The 13809-nt window shown below is 71.1% G+C and carries 12 protein-coding genes and 1 pseudogene; 9 read left to right on the top strand and 4 right to left on the bottom strand.

Annotated elements, in window-relative coordinates:
• Positions 1-32: 32 nt before the first annotated feature.
• Positions 33-800 (bottom strand): DUF3050 domain-containing protein, encoded by a 768-nt coding sequence (locus QFZ76_RS31565; RefSeq protein WP_307680183.1) that lies wholly within the window; start codon positions 798-800, stop codon positions 33-35.
• Positions 801-1029: 229 nt separating this feature from the next.
• Here QFZ76_RS31565 and QFZ76_RS31560 point away from each other — a divergent pair, with 229 nt between their 5' ends.
• The 6 genes from QFZ76_RS31560 (at position 1030) to QFZ76_RS31535 (ending at position 9172) form a co-directional block, all read left to right on the top strand.
• Positions 1030-1608, top strand: coding sequence for an antibiotic biosynthesis monooxygenase (locus QFZ76_RS31560; protein WP_307676877.1), 579 nt, complete (start codon positions 1030-1032; stop codon positions 1606-1608).
• Between the two features lie 30 nt (positions 1609-1638).
• Positions 1639-3903, top strand: coding sequence for an aminodeoxychorismate synthase component I (pabB, locus tag QFZ76_RS31555; RefSeq protein ID WP_307676876.1), 2265 nt, complete (start codon positions 1639-1641; stop codon positions 3901-3903).
• A 113-nt stretch (positions 3904-4016) separates the two neighbouring features.
• Positions 4017-5522, top strand: a complete 1506-nt coding sequence (locus QFZ76_RS31550) for an AMP-binding protein (protein WP_307676875.1) — start codon at positions 4017-4019, stop codon at positions 5520-5522.
• A 23-nt stretch (positions 5523-5545) separates the two neighbouring features.
• Complete coding sequence (locus tag QFZ76_RS31545) at positions 5546-7111, top strand: class I adenylate-forming enzyme family protein (RefSeq protein ID WP_307676874.1); 1566 nt, start codon at positions 5546-5548, stop codon at positions 7109-7111.
• Positions 7108-8283, top strand: coding sequence for an FAD-dependent monooxygenase (locus QFZ76_RS31540; protein ID WP_307676873.1), 1176 nt, complete (start codon positions 7108-7110; stop codon positions 8281-8283). The genes QFZ76_RS31545 and QFZ76_RS31540 overlap by 4 nt, the downstream gene beginning before the upstream one ends.
• A gap of 13 nt (positions 8284-8296) precedes the next feature.
• On the top strand, positions 8297-9172 hold the full coding sequence (locus QFZ76_RS31535; RefSeq protein WP_373464376.1) for an aminotransferase class IV: 876 nt from the start codon (positions 8297-8299) through the stop codon (positions 9170-9172).
• A gap of 112 nt (positions 9173-9284) precedes the next feature.
• Here QFZ76_RS31535 and QFZ76_RS31530 read toward each other — a convergent pair whose 3' ends face one another.
• Complete coding sequence (locus QFZ76_RS31530; RefSeq protein ID WP_307676872.1) at positions 9285-9776, bottom strand: carboxymuconolactone decarboxylase family protein; 492 nt, start codon at positions 9774-9776, stop codon at positions 9285-9287.
• Positions 9777-9824: 48 nt separating this feature from the next.
• Entirely contained in the window at positions 9825-11249 is a 1425-nt protein-coding gene (locus QFZ76_RS31525) for a PLP-dependent aminotransferase family protein (RefSeq protein ID WP_307676871.1), read from the bottom strand.
• A 47-nt stretch (positions 11250-11296) separates the two neighbouring features.
• Between QFZ76_RS31525 and QFZ76_RS31520 the strand changes: the two genes are divergently transcribed.
• From QFZ76_RS31520 to QFZ76_RS31510, 3 genes and pseudogenes are all read left to right on the top strand, one after another.
• Positions 11297-11803 carry a carboxymuconolactone decarboxylase family protein gene (locus QFZ76_RS31520; protein ID WP_307676870.1) on the top strand — a complete coding sequence of 169 codons (507 nt, stop codon included), beginning with the start codon at positions 11297-11299 and terminating at the stop codon, positions 11801-11803.
• Between the two features lie 18 nt (positions 11804-11821).
• A pseudogene (locus QFZ76_RS31515) lies at positions 11822-12142 on the top strand (carboxymuconolactone decarboxylase family protein); the annotation flags it as partial.
• On the top strand, positions 12139-12855 hold the full coding sequence (locus QFZ76_RS31510) for an isocitrate lyase/phosphoenolpyruvate mutase family protein (RefSeq protein ID WP_307676869.1): 717 nt from the start codon (positions 12139-12141) through the stop codon (positions 12853-12855). The pseudogene QFZ76_RS31515 and the gene QFZ76_RS31510, both read left to right, overlap by 4 nt.
• 3 nt (positions 12856-12858) lie before the next feature.
• On the opposite strand, the gene QFZ76_RS31505 is transcribed toward QFZ76_RS31510, so the two are convergent.
• Entirely contained in the window at positions 12859-13809 is a 951-nt protein-coding gene (locus QFZ76_RS31505) for an ABC transporter substrate-binding protein (RefSeq protein WP_307676868.1), read from the bottom strand.

The following is a 13809-nucleotide window of genomic DNA, read 5'->3' as shown; positions in this document are numbered from 1 at the left end:
CTCCTCCCTCTCCTCCCCTCTCCGTCTCCCTCTCACCTCACCTCGTCCATCGCCGCCGTGATCCCGTCCCACAGCCGGACCCTGGCCTCCAACGCGAGGTTCGCCGTCTCGATCGCCTCCTGCCAGCGGATGTCGTCCGTGCCGCAGAGGTCGGCGACCATCTGCATGGCCATGGGGGTGTGCTCCTCGCCGTCGACCTCGATGTGGCGGGCCAGATAGTCGCAGAAGAGGGGGAACCGGTCGGTGCCCTCCTTCTTGATGACCTGGTCGAACATGTCGGGGATGAGGTCTTCGCGGGAGAAGGCAAAGGCGGCGGCGCGGCAGTGCAGCGGCCGGCCAGCGATGATCGTGAAGGTCGTGCGGACGAACTCGGCCGCGGGAGCGGGGACTTGGGCGACCCTTAGCGCCGAGGGAACGTCGTGGCCCTCCGCGATCAGCGCGAGGACCGTGTCGATCGGGGCGGTGTCGGCCGAGGCCTCGGCCATGGCGGCGCGGTACAGCTCGAAGTGGCTGGTGAAGCCGCCGTTCAGCTCGTCGCTCTCCTCGACCAGCACGATGTCGTTGATCAGGCGTCGGCTCACGTCGGAGCCGCGCGGCACCCAGGGGACGTCGACACAGGTCAGTTCGCGTTGCAGGGACTTGAGCAGGGACATGAAGTCCCACACCGCGAACACGTGGTGCGTCATGAACGTCGCCATGCGTTCCCGGCTGCTTATCCGCTGGTAAAGGGGATGAGCGGTGACTTCTTTTCGTGCGGGTTCGATATCGGCCCGAGCCCGGTCGATTCCCTCGTGATGCATGTTCCAGTCGTACCTGGACATGGAACTCCTTAGATCGGGGAAGGCGATGGTGCAACTTTTACCAACTCCCCGGCAAGCGCTTCCGTGAATTCGATCAAAGTTACCCGCAGTACCCCCGGACGCACGAGCCCAAGGATGCCGAAAGGCACACAAAGAGCCACGTTCCGGACAGCCCAAAAACTTCGTTGAATATTTGAACGGCCCCGCTCTTATGCGCGTACTCGACTGAGTGACCAGTAATCCCGTCACCGTCACCGTGGCCTATCACGTGGCGCCGGGCCACGAAGGAGACTTCCGCTCCTGGGGGTGGGCCATGCTGGGCGCGAGTGCGGAGCAGCCAGGTTTCCTGGGGGGTGGTGTCCTTGTCGACGGAGAGGCGGAGTGGCATGTCGTCTATCGCTTCGTCAGTGAGGGAGCTGCCCTGGCCTGGGAGAACTCCACCACCCGCAGACAGTGGGACCTTCGCGCGGAGTCGATCGCCCGGCAGACGGGCCGCCGGAGCGTCCGGGGTGCGAAGGCGTGGTTCGACGCCCAGACCGACCGGCCCCCCGCGCCGCCGGCCCCTCCGTCGAAATGGAAACTATGGTTTGTGAATATGAGCGCCGTGTTCCCGCCGGTGCTTCTGTTCAACCTGATTGTGTTGCCCTATCTCGGCGACCTCAATCCGTTCATCCGTACGCTGCTGTTGTGTCTGTGCGTGACGGCTGTCGTCACCTGGATTCTGATGCCGCGCCTTCAGCGTTTCTTCAAGAAATGGCTGTATCCACCGCTCCGGGCGCTCCGCGGACGGCACAAAAGGACCGCGTAGACCAGAGAACAACGCAAGGGAGGTGGGCCGGTGAAGACCCTGCTCATCGACAATTACGACTCGTACACGTACAACCTGTTCCAGCTGATCGCCGAGGTGAACGGCGAGGAGCCGGTGGTGATCCTCAATGACACCCCCGGCGACTCGATTCCGGATCTTGCGGAATTCGACAACGTGCTGGTGTCGCCGGGCCCTGGGCACCCGGCGCAGGGCCGCGACTTCGGCATCAGCGCCCGCCTGCTGGCCGAGTCCCAGGTGCCCGTGCTGGGCGTCTGCCTGGGCCACCAGGGCATCGCCCTCGCGGAGCGCGCCCGGGTGGGACCGGCCCCGAAGCCCCGGCACGGGCACCTGACCTCCGTACGGCACGACGGCCAGGACCTGTTCGAGGGGGTGCCGCAGGGCTTCACCGCGGTCCGCTACCACTCGCTGGCCGTGCGCGAGCCGCTGCCCGACACGCTGGAGGCCACCGCGTGGGCCGAGGACGGTGTACTGATGGGGCTGCGACACCGCACCCGCCCGCTGTGGGGCGTGCAGTTCCACCCGGAGTCCATTCTGACCGAGCACGGCCACCGCATGCTCGTGAACTTCCGCAATCTCACGGCGGAACGGGCCCGCAAGCCGCGCACGAAGAACACGGCCGTACCCCCGACCGAGGCGGCGATCCCCCGCCCGCCGGCCACCGCGGCACCGGCGGCCACCACCACGCCGTCCGCCACGGACACACCGCCGCCCTCCCGTGTGTCCATCCCGCGCCCCCGACGTTCCGGCGGCCCCTCCTACCGGCTGCACACCCGCCGCATCGCCGGCGCGGTCGACACGGAGGCGGCCTTCACACGGATGTACGCCGCCGCCGAGCGGGCGTTCTGGCTGGACAGTTCGCTGGTCGAGCCGGGCCGGTCGCGGTTCTCGTTCCTCGGGGACGACAGCGGGCCACTCAGCGAGTTCGTGCGGTACGACGTCGGCACCGGACGCTGTGAGATCGAACGGGCGGGGCGACCGCCGCGCAAGGTCACGGCGAGCGTCTTCGACTATCTGAAGCGGCAGTTGGCCAGCCGGCGGGTGGACGCCACCGGTCTGCCCTTCGACTTCACCGGCGGCTACGTCGGCTACTTCGGCTACGAGACGAAGGCCGACTGCGGCTCGCCGAACCGACACTCCTCCGACACACCGGACGCCTGCTGGCTGTTCGCCGACCGACTGATCGCGGTCGACCATCAGGAGGACTTCACCTACGCGGTCTGCCTGGCGGAGGACACCCCGCAGGCCGGGCGGGAGGCCACGGACTGGCTGGACGGCACGCTTGCCCGACTCGCCTGTGTCGGGGCCGACATGAGCCCCGCAGTCGAGGCGCCGTCCCGGTCCGCGCCGGTCCCCGAGCCCGACCTCCTCGCCGCCGAGCCCTGGCTGGTGCGCGACCGGGCGACCTACCTCGCGGACATCGAGGCCTGCCGACGGGAGCTGCGGGCGGGCACCAGCTACGAGGTCTGTCTGACCGACGCCGCCCGCTTGCCCGCCCCGCCCGACGCCTACGACTTCTACCGGGTCCTGCGGCGCGTCAACCCGGCACCGTACGCGGCCTTCCTGCGGTTCAAGGACCTCGACGTGGCCGGCTCCTCCCCCGAGCGTTTCCTGCGGATCAGCCGGGACGGCGTCGCCGAGGCCAGACCCGTCAAGGGCACCGCGCCCCGCGGGGACGGGCCGGAGGAGGACGCCCGGCTCAGGGACGCGCTCGCGACGGACGCCAAGACCCGCGCCGAGAACCTGATGATCGTCGACCTGCTCCGCAATGATCTGGGCCGGGTCTGCCGGACCGGGACGGTACGGGTCCCCCGGCTGATGGCCACCGAGACGTACGCCACCGTCCACCAGCTGGTCTCCACCGTCGAGGGCCGGCTGCGCGAGGGCACGGACGCGGTGGACTGCGTGCGCGCCTGTTTTCCCGGCGGCTCCATGACCGGCGCGCCGAAGCTGCGCACGATGGAGATCATCGACTCGTTGGAGACCGAGGCCCGCGGCGTCTACTCCGGAGCCCTCGGCTACCTGGGGTGCGGCGGCGGCGCGGATCTCAGCATCGTGATCCGTACGGCCGTACTCACCGACGGGCTGATGCGGTTGGGCGCGGGCGGGGCGATAGTCCTCGACTCGGATCCGGTCGCGGAGTACGACGAGATGCTGCTGAAGACGGCCGCGCAGATGCGGGCGCACCGGGAGCACGCGGTCGCCCGGATCCGGGAGCAACGGGAGCGGACCGACACCCGGATGCCGAAGACCGTCACCGAGGAGCCGGCCCGATGACGACCGCCGCCGACCGTCACGGACAAACCGGCCCCACGACAACCGCTGCCGACCATCACGGACAAACCGGCCCGACGACGAGCCCCCGTCCCACGCCGCCCTCGGCCGGTCCCGTGCCCTCCCCGCTCGACGCGGACGCCCCCGGCAACCTCGCCGCGCAGCTCGCCGGCCTCGCCGAGCGGCGCGGGTGGACCGGACGGGCCGCCTTCCACCAGGGCCACCGGGTCTGGACGCACGGCGAGGTACACGCTCTCGCGGCCCGCGCGGCCGGTGTGCTCGCCGGGCACGGTGTGCGCCCCGGTGACCGGGTGCTGCTCGCCCTGCCCGACGGGATCGCCTGGGTGACGGCCTTCCTCGCCACCGCCCGGCTCGGGGCCGTGGCGGTCCTGGTCAATCCCGAACTCTTCGCGGCCGACCACACGTTCATGGCCGGGGACACCGAGGCCGTGCTGTGCGTGACCGGACCTGGCCTGGAGGACCGCTTCAGCGGCCGGGCATGCCTCGGCGCCGACCAGTTCCTCGCGCTCAGCCCGGCCACCGACCCGGCACCGGCGCATCCGGTCGACGCGCATACCCCGCTCTACGTCCAGTACACCTCCGGCACAACGGGACGCCCCAAGGGTGTCGTGCACACGCACGGCGACCCGAGGACGTACCACGACCTGATCGGGCGGCGGGTGCTGCGGATCACCCAGGACGACGTCACGCTGTCGGTGTCGAAGCTGTACTTCGCGTACGGCTTCGGCAACGCCTTCGTCTTCCCGCTCTTCTCGGGTTCGTCGGCCGTGCTGGTTGACCGCCGACCGACCCCGGCCGCCGTCGACGAGCTGATCGCCCGGCACCGGGTGACGCTGCTGTACTCCGTGCCGTCGGCGTACGCCGCGCTGACGGCCGACCGGGGCAGCGGCCACGCGGCCTGCTTCGCCTCGGTACGCGCCGCGGTGTCGGCCGGCGAGAGCATGCCGACCGAGCTCGGGAGGCAGGTCGCCGAACTGCTCGGCGCGCCGGTGCTGGAGCAGATCGGCTCCACTGAGGCGGGGCACGCGTTCTGCGCCAACAGCTACGAGTACAACCGTCCCGGCACCGTCGGCCGTCCCGTGCCCGGCTTCGAAGTGGAGCTGCGGGACCGTGGCGGGCGACCGGTGCCGGACGGGGCGGAGGGCGAACTGTGGGTGCGCGGGCCGACGGTGACGCCCGGCTATCTGAACCGGCCCGAGGAGACGGCCCGCGCCCTGTCCGGCGGCTGGCTCGCCACCCGGGACCGGGCGCGCCGTGAACCGGACGGCAGCTACCGGCATCTGGGCCGCAGCGACGACATGGAGATGGTCGGCGGTATCACTGTCTCCCCGCTGGAGGTGGAGGCCGTACTGCGGACGCATCCGGCGGTGCGGGAGGTCGCGGTCGCGGCCGTGCGGGACGGGCGCGGTTTCAGCAGGCTGCGTGCCTTCGCCGTGCCCGTGGCAGCGCCGCCGACCGGTCTGGAGGACGACTTGATCCGGCTGGCGCGGGAGCACCTGGCCGCCTTCAAGGTTCCCCGCAGCGTCAGCCTCGTCCCGTCCCTGCCTCGTACCCCAACCGGAAAGCTCCGCCGTCACCTGGTCCGCAAGGGCGCCTGGTGACCATGGCAGACAGGAAGAGCCTCATGACCGAACAACTCCTGCTCACCGACCGCGCGTTCTGTCTCGGACCGCTGTTCCGGCGGGCGGCCGACCGCCACGGGGACGTCTTCGTCACCCTGGACCGGCCGCTGGACGTCGACCCGTCGCTCGGGGTCGACCTGAGCTATCCGGTGCTCGCCGAGGTCGTCGAGGAACTGTCGGGCCGGCTGTGGGAGGCGGGGGTACGCCCGTCGGAACAGGTGGTCGTGCACAAGACGGACAACGTCGACATCGTGCTGCTGACCTGCGCGGTCTCCCGGATCGGAGCGGTGCCGGTGCTGCTCTCCCCCGCCCTGGCCGGTCCCGTCGTGGGGCAGTTGCTGGCGCGGTTGCAGCGGCCCTGGCTGATCACCGACCGGGCGAAGCTGGACGGCCCGCTCAAGGACGTCGACCTGTCCGGGCTCGTGCGGGACACCCTCTCCGTGGACGACGCTCCCGGCGCCGTGCCCCTGGAGAAGTACGCCGGGACCGAGCCGCCCTCGCCGGTACGGCTCCACCCCCGGGAACCCGCGCTGATCACCCACAGCTCGGGCACCACCGGCGTTCCCAAGCTCGCCGTGCACTGCGCACGGACCATGTGGAACCGGCTGGTACCGCAGCAGGCGATGGGCTGGCCCACCCGGGGCGAGACCGCGGCCCTGCACATGTCGTTCGTGCACTCGCGCTTCTACCATCTGCTCGGTGTGCTGCTGCACTTCGGCAGTCCGCTGGTGCTGATCACCGACCCGGACCCGGCGAGCGTGGGGCCGCTGCTGGTGCGGCACCGGCCCGGGATCGTGGAGACGCATCCCAACACCTTCGTACTGTGGGAGGAGTTGGCCGACGCACCGGGGGCACCGCTGTCACGGGTCAAGGCGTACGGCTCCACGTTCGACGCGATCCATCCGCGGACCGTCCGGCGCCTGCTGGGCGCCTCGAGACGGCGTACGCCCTGGCTGGTCCAGCTGTACGGGCAGAGCGAGACGGGGCCGGTCGCGTTCCAGTGGTTCACCCGGCGCGGTGCCGCTCGCTCGGACGGCCGCCGGGTCGGCATCGGGATACCGGGGTTCACCCGGGTCCGGGTCACCGACGCCGACGGCAGGCGGGCGGCGCCCGGGACGGCAGGCCGGATCGAGGCCCGTACCAGGGGGCTGATCCTCACCTATCTCGGGGCGCGGGAGCAGTACGAGCGCCAACTCGACCGGGGCTGGTGGCAGATGGGCGACATGGGGTACCGCAGCCGTCTGGGTGTCCTGCATCTGATCGACCGTGAGATCGACCGGATCGACTCGGTGAACAGCAATCTGGAGGTCGAGGACGTGCTGATGTCCCGGCTGGAGGAACTGCGGGAGGTCGTCATCGTGCCCGGCGCGGGCCGGGAGCCGGTGCCGGTGGTGTGCGTGCGGGGCGAGCGGACGCTGGACGCGGAGCGCTGGCGGGAGGCCACGGCCGATCTGCCGGCGATGGCCGAGCCGCGGCAGTGGCGGTTCGAGGAACTGCCGATGACCGCCACGTGGAAGGTGAAGCGGGTGGAGATCACCCGCATGCTGGCCGAGAGCGCGGGCACGTGAACCGGGTGCTGGTCGTCGGCGCCGGCCCCGTCGGTCTGTCGGCGGCGCTCGCCCTGCGGGCGCACGGGCTGCCGGTCGTCCTCCTGGAGGCCGACCCGAAGGACCGTGAACGGCCGGGCAGCCGAGCCCTGTTCGTACACCGGGAGACGCTGCGTCTCCTCGACGGGATGCGGCCCGGGCTCGCCGACGAGATCACGTCGTACGGACGGACCTGGCGGACCCGGCGCACCCTCTACCGGGGCCGCGAGGTGTACTCCCGGACCTATCCGCCCGCTTCGGGCACCCCACCCTTCACCAGCCTGCGCCAGGTGGACACCGAACGCTTCCTGCGGACCGCCTGCGAGCGAGCCGGGGTGGAGTTCGAGTGGGACTGCCGCGTGACGGACGTCCGCACCACGGCGACCGGGGTCCGGCTGACCGACGAGGACGGGCGGGTGTGGAGCGGCGGCTACGCGATCGCCGCCGACGGCGCCCGCTCCACGCTCCGCAGCGGACTGGGCATCGCCATGGAAGGCGGTCACGGGGAGGGCTTCCACGTCGTCGTCGACGTCGCCGACATCCCCGGCGCCGAACTCCCGTTGGAGCGGGTCTTCCACTACGAGCATCCGGGCGTGGGCGGCCGCAGCGTGATGCGGGTGCCGTTCACCGGGGGCTTCCAGGTCGACCTGCAGTGCCGGGACGACGACCGGCAGGAGACGTACGGCAGTGAGGAGGCCGTACGCCGGTGGCTGCCCTCGGTCGTGGCGGACGGGTACGCCGAGCGGATCCTGTGGGTGTCGACGTACCGCTTCCTGCGCAAGGTCGCGGCCGCGTTCACCGACCCGCACGGGAGGGTGCTGCTCGTCGGGGAGGCGGCGCATCTCTTTCCGCCGTTCGGGGCGCGCGGCATGAACAGCGGGATCGCGGACGCGGCAGCGGCGGCGGCCGCCATCGCGGGGACGGCGGGGACGGTCGCCGAGTTCGCCGCGGTGCGGCGCGCTGCGGCCCTGTTCAACAGCGCGGCCGCCGGGAAGGCGCTGGACCATCTGCGGCCTCGGCGGCGGATCGTCCGGGTCAAGCAGCAGGCCGCAGCGGCCCTCGCACCGGTGCTGCCGTGGTGCGGTTCATGGCTGGAGCACGCGCCCTACGGGCCGCGGGGCGGGGCGCCCGTGGTGGCCGGCGGAAAGTACTGAGGAGGGGATCGCGGTGACCCAACTGCCGGTTGCGGAAGGACTGTTGAGGTGGACACCGGGCGACGGCCCGGTGGCGGCGGACACGGGCCCGGACACGGGGGTGGCGGCCGGGGGGTGGTCGGCGGCAGGGGCCGCGCCGGGTCTGCGGCCGGAGACGGGTGCGGCCGTCGGGGGGCGGTTGCTCGTCGCGGACTCCTGGCTGGTGCGGGACGGTCGGGTGCGTGGCTTCGAGCGGCACCGGGAGAGGTTCCTGCGGGCGTGCGGCGAGTGCGGTGGTCCGCCGTCGCGCCGGCTCATGGAGTTCTGGCAGGACATGACAGCGGCGCTGCCGCGTACCGGTGAGTGGTTTCCCCGAGTGGAACTCGCCGCCGGTTCGCTGGAGTTGCGAGTGCTGTTGCGGCACGCGCCGCCACTCGGCTCCGGTGTACGGGTGTGGGCGGCGGGGCAGTCCGATCCGCGGACCGTTCCCCGCCGCAAGGGCCCGGACCTGGATGCCCTGGCCCGGATCCGGCGGCGGGCGTCCGGCGAGGGCGCGGAGGAGGCGGTGCTGATCGCGCCGTCCGGAGTGGTGCTGGAGGCGGCCACCGCCAGCGTGCTGTGGTGGGAGGACGACACCCTGTGCCTGCCCCCGCCACGGCTGCCCGTCCTGCCCGGGGTGACCGTCGGACTCCTCCAGGAGCAGGCCTGGCGCACCGGGACCCGCGTCGCCCACCGCGAGCGGACCCTGGCCGAGCTGGACGGGCGTGAGGTGTGGCTGGTGAACGCGCTGCACGGAATCCGGCCCGTGACGGGCTGGACGGCCCGGCCGATGCGGGCGGCACCGGCGGTGCGGGCACCCGAATGGCGGACATGGCTGGACGACGTCATGGAGCCGCTGCCGGAGCGCTGAATTCTTGCGGCCCGGCGACATGCGCCGGGGCGAATGAGATCCCGTATTCCTGAATCCCATTCGCCCCGGCGCGATCAAGGCTGCTTGAATTGAATTACTTTTCCGTCCTTCTTCAGTTGTTCTTCTGTGCAGGCTGATAAGCCCCCGGCACCATCCTGGTCGCGATGGCGATCCGGTTGTAGGCGTTGATGACGGTGGCCGTCCAGATCAGTGCGGCGATCTGCTCCTGGTCGAAGACCGCCGCGGCCTCGGCGTAGACCGCGTCCCGGACGTGACCGTCCTGCACCAGGGTCACGGCCTCGGTCAACGCCAGTGCGGCGCGCTCTCGCCCGCTGAAGAAGGGCGTCTCCCGCCAGGCGTTCAGCGCGTAGATCCGCTGTTCTGTCTCGCCCTGGGCCCGGGCGTCCTTGGTGTGCATGTCGAGGCAGAACGCGCAGCCGTTGAGCTGCGAGGCACGGATCCTGATCAGTTCCAGGAGTTCCGGTTCGACCTTGGCGTCCTGCGCCGCGGAAACGGCGGCGCCATGCAGGGAGCCCATTGCGGCGGAGACACCTGGGGTAACCTTCTTCAGGGCCACGCGGGATATCGCATCGATATTACTCATGGGGTGACCCTATCCGCCGAACCGCATTCCGGACCAGAAAACCTCCGATTATCCGGGAAGTACCGCACACAATGCGTCCAGGGCCCCCGACCATGCGTGGTCCGGCGGTGTCCCGTACCCGACGACCAGTGCGTCCATGGGCTGCTCGGCGATCGCGTGGGGGTGGCGGTAGCAGGTGAGGCCGTCGACCGCCAGGCCCTGCCAGGCGGCCGCCTGGACGACCGACCGCTCGCTGGCGGGCGGCAGCCGCAGGACGGCGTGCAGACCGGCCGCTATGCCGGTGGCCTGCACCTCGGGGGCGTGAGCAGCGAGGGCGGCCACGAGGGCGTCGCGTCGACGACGGTAGCGAAGGCGCGCCGAGCGCACATGGCGGTCGTATGCGCCGGAGGTGAGGAACTCGGCCAGGGTCAGCTGGTCGAGGACGCCGCAGGTGTCGATGCCGCCCTTCGCGGCGGCCGCCGCCTCCGCGAGGGCCGGCGGCAGCACCATCCAGGCCAGACGCAGGCCGGGGGCCAGGGACTTGCTCGCCGTGCCGAGGTAGACCACGTGGTCCGGGTCGAGGCCCTGGAGGGCGCCGACGGGCTGGCGGTCGTAGCGGAACTCGCCGTCGTAGTCGTCCTCCAGGACCAGTCCGCCGGTGCGCCGCGCCCAGTCCAGGACGACCGCCCGCCGGTCCCGGTGCAGGGGGACGCCCATGGGGAACTGGTGGGCGGGGGTCAGGAGTACCGCGTCCTCGTCGGTCAGGTGCGCCGGGTCGGTGCCCAGTTCGTCGAACGGGAGGGGCGGGGTGTGCAGGCCGGCCGCCTTCAGCTGGTCCTCGTGGACCCTCAGGCCGTACGACTCGACGGCGACCGTCCGTACCCCGCGCGCCCGCAGCACCGCACCCAGCACCTTCAGGCCGTGCACGAACCCGGCGACCACGACGATCCGGTCGGGATCCGTGCGCACGCCCCGGGAGCGGGCGAGGTAGCCGGCGAGGGCGGTGCGCAGTTCGACGCGGCCGCGGGGGTCGCCGTAGCCGAGGGCGTCGTTCGGGGCGGCGGTGAAGGCCCGGCGGGCGGCCTTGAGCCACTCGGCGCGGGGGAAGGAGGCGAGGTCGGGGGTGCCGGGGCGGAGGTCGTACGTCGGGCGGTGGCGCTCCCGGCGGGGCGGGGCCGCGCCGACCGGGGGGACGGCAGCACTCCCCCACTGCCTCAAGGGCGTGGGAAGTGCCCCCATGGCCACCCTGGTGCCCGACCCCTGCCGGGCGGTCAGCCAGCCCTCGGCGACCAGGTCGGCGTAGGCGTCGGCGACCGTGTTGCGGGCGATGCCCAGGTCGGCGGCGAGCGTGCGGGAGGAGGGCAGCCGGGTGCCGGGGGCGAGCCGGCCGGACCGTACGGCTTCGCGCAGCGCGTCGGTGAGGCCGCCGCGGACGCCCGGGCCGGTCGGTTCGAGGTGGAGGTCGATGCCCAAAGTGGCCCATGGTTTCGCCATGGAAATGGACCATACCCCTGGGCTGCCTTCCTTCTAGGGTCGATGCCATGACCAACGACACCACCGCCACGACCGTGGAGTACGCCCCCGAACACACCCCTCGACTGCACTGGACCGAGCACGCCCCCGAGGTCTTCAAGGCGATGGTCCGGCTGGACGCCGCCGCCCGTAAGGGCCTCGACCCGAGGCTGCTGGAGCTGGTGAAGATCCGCGCCTCGCAGATCAACCACTGCGCGCTCTGCGTCGACATGCACAGCAAGGACGCGCTCGCCGGGGGCGAGAGCGTCGAGCGGATCGTCCAGCTCAGCGCGTGGGAGGAGTCGGAGCACTTCTACACCGAGAAGGAGCTCGCGGCGCTGGCGCTGACGGAGGCGGTCACCGTACTGACGGAAGGGTTCGTGCCGGACGCGGTGTACGAACAGGCCGCCAAGCACTTCGAGGAGGCCGAGCTGGCGCAGCTGATCGCCGCGATCGCGGTGATCAACGCGTGGAACCGGTTCGGGGTGACCTGCCGGCTGGTGCCCGGGCACTACCGGCCGGGGCAGTACAAATGAGCCGTACCACGCTCCTGGAACCTCGCGATCGCCCGTGAGCACGGGGCGAGCCGGCAGCAGCTCGACCTGCCGGCCGCCTGGGAGAAGGCCGAGGGCGGCTACGACGAACGGGAGCGGGCCGCGCTCGCGCTGACGGAAGCGGTCACCGTCCTGACCGGGGGCACCTCCCCGGCGTTCGGCTCCGGGGGAGGGTTTGTGCCGGACGACGTGTACGAACGGGCCGCCGAGCACTTCGACGACACGCGACTGGCCCATCCGGTCGCGCTGATCGCCGCCATCGACAACTGGAACCGGGTGATGGTGGAACGCCGGATCCCGCCGGGGGGACACACACCGTGAGCAAGGTCGAGGTCTTCCGCAGGCTCCACCGAGGCCGGACCCCCGAGGATCCTCTCGTCCTGCCCGGGCCCTGGGACGCGGCCAGTGCGCGCGCCCTGGAGGAGGCCGGCTTCCCCGCGCTCGCCACGCCCAGCGCGGGTGTCGCCGCCTCCCTCGGCTACGAGGACGGGGCGACCCCGGCGGACGAGATGTTCGCGGCGGTCGCGCGGATCGTACGGGCGGTGGACGTGCCGGTGTCCGCCGACATCGAGGACGGGTACGGGCTCGCGCCGAAGGAGCTGGTGGAACGGCTGTTGGAGGGGGGCGCCGTGGGCTGCAACCTTGAGGACTCCACCGCTGGCGTCCTCAAGGACCCGCGCGAGCACGCCGACCGGCTCGCCCAGGTGCGGTACGCCGCCGGGGACTCGCTCTTCGTCAACGCCCGCGTCGACACCTTCATCAGAGGCGTCGCCGATCCCGAACAGGCCATCCGCCGCGCCGCGTTGTACGTCGCCGCGGGCGCCGACTGCGTCTATCCGATCGGCGCCCCGACGACCGTACTGCCGTTGCTGCGGTCCGGGATCGAGGGACCGGTCAACGTGTTCGCGACGGTGGGCGAGGGCCCCTCGCCCACCGAACTCGGTGAACTCGGGGCCACTCGCGTGACGTTCGGGCCGGGGCTGCAACGCCGGGCCACCGCCGCCCTGCGGGAGATCACCGCAGAGCTGAAGTGAGCATCAGGACAGCCATGCCTTCCACGTCGACGCGTGGCTGTCCACCCACTTCTTCGCCGCCTCCTCAGGCGACAGCTTCTGGTCGGCGATCATCAGGGAGACCTCGTCCTGGTCCTCGGTCGTCCACTTGAACTTCTTCAGGAAGGCCGCCGCTTCACCGCCGGACCGGGCGAAGTCCGTGTTGAGGTACTTCTGCAGCGGGGTGTGCGGATAGGCGCAGGCCACCTTCTCCGGGTCCGCGTCGCAGCCCTCCTTGTACGCCGGCAGCTTCACCTCGGTCATCGGGACCTTCTTGAAGAGCCACTGCGGGGTGTACCAGTAGGTGAGGAAGGGCTTCTTCTCCTTGGCGAACTGCTGCATCTGCGTGATCTGGGCGGCCTCCGAACCGGCGAAGACGACCTGGTAGTCGAGCTTCAGGTTCTTCACCAGCGCCTTGTCGTTGGTGACGTAGGAGGGCGAGCCGTCCATGAGCTGGCCCTTGGCTCCGCTCTCCGGCGTGCGCATCTGCGAGGCGTACTTGTCGAGGTTCTTCCAGTTCGTGACGTCCGGGTGCTGCTTGGCGAAGTACGTCGGGACGTACCAGCCGATGTGCCCGGTCACGCCGAGGTCGCCGCCCCGCGTGATCGTCTTCTTGTCCTGGACGTACCGCTGTTCCTCCTCCGGGTGGCCCCAGTCCTCCAGGATCGCGTCGACGCGGCCCTGGCCGAGCGCGTCCCAGGCGGGCACCTCGTCGATCTGGACGGTGTCGACGCGGTAGCCGAGCTGGTGCTCGAGGAGGTACTGGGCCACGGCGACGTTCGCCTGCGCTCCCACCCAGGACTGGGTGGACAGGGTCACCGTCTTCGCGCCCGCGTTGGCGAAGGGCGAGGCCTGCTTGGTCATGTCGGCGGCGCCGCAGCCGGTCACGGTCAGCAGCAGAAGAGAGCCCACTACGGCAGTCGTACGAAGTCGCAT

The organism is Streptomyces sp. V4I2 (genome assembly GCF_030817655.1).
GTDB lineage: Bacteria > Actinomycetota > Actinomycetes > Streptomycetales > Streptomycetaceae > Streptomyces > Streptomyces plumbiresistens.
Note: the sequence above shows the minus strand (reverse complement) of the source record. Positions and strands in the feature narration are given on the sequence as shown.

Bases quoted from the DNA above. Each gene is read 5' to 3' on its own strand.
- QFZ76_RS31565 (WP_307680183.1), bottom strand. From the start codon at position 800: ATGCATCACGAGGGAATCGACCGGGCTCGGGCCGATATCGAACCCGCA.
- QFZ76_RS31545 (WP_307676874.1), top strand. From the start codon at position 5,546: ATGACCGAACAACTCCTGCTCACCGACCGCGCGTTCTGTCTCGGACCG.
- QFZ76_RS31530 (WP_307676872.1), bottom strand. From the start codon at position 9,776: ATGAGTAATATCGATGCGATATCCCGCGTGGCCCTGAAGAAGGTTACC.
- QFZ76_RS31525 (WP_307676871.1), bottom strand. From the start codon at position 11,249: ATGGCGAAACCATGGGCCACTTTGGGCATCGACCTCCACCTCGAACCG.
- QFZ76_RS31520 (WP_307676870.1), top strand. From the start codon at position 11,297: ATGACCAACGACACCACCGCCACGACCGTGGAGTACGCCCCCGAACAC.
- QFZ76_RS31505 (WP_307676868.1), bottom strand. From the start codon at position 13,809: ATGCGACTTCGTACGACTGCCGTAGTGGGCTCTCTTCTGCTGCTGACC.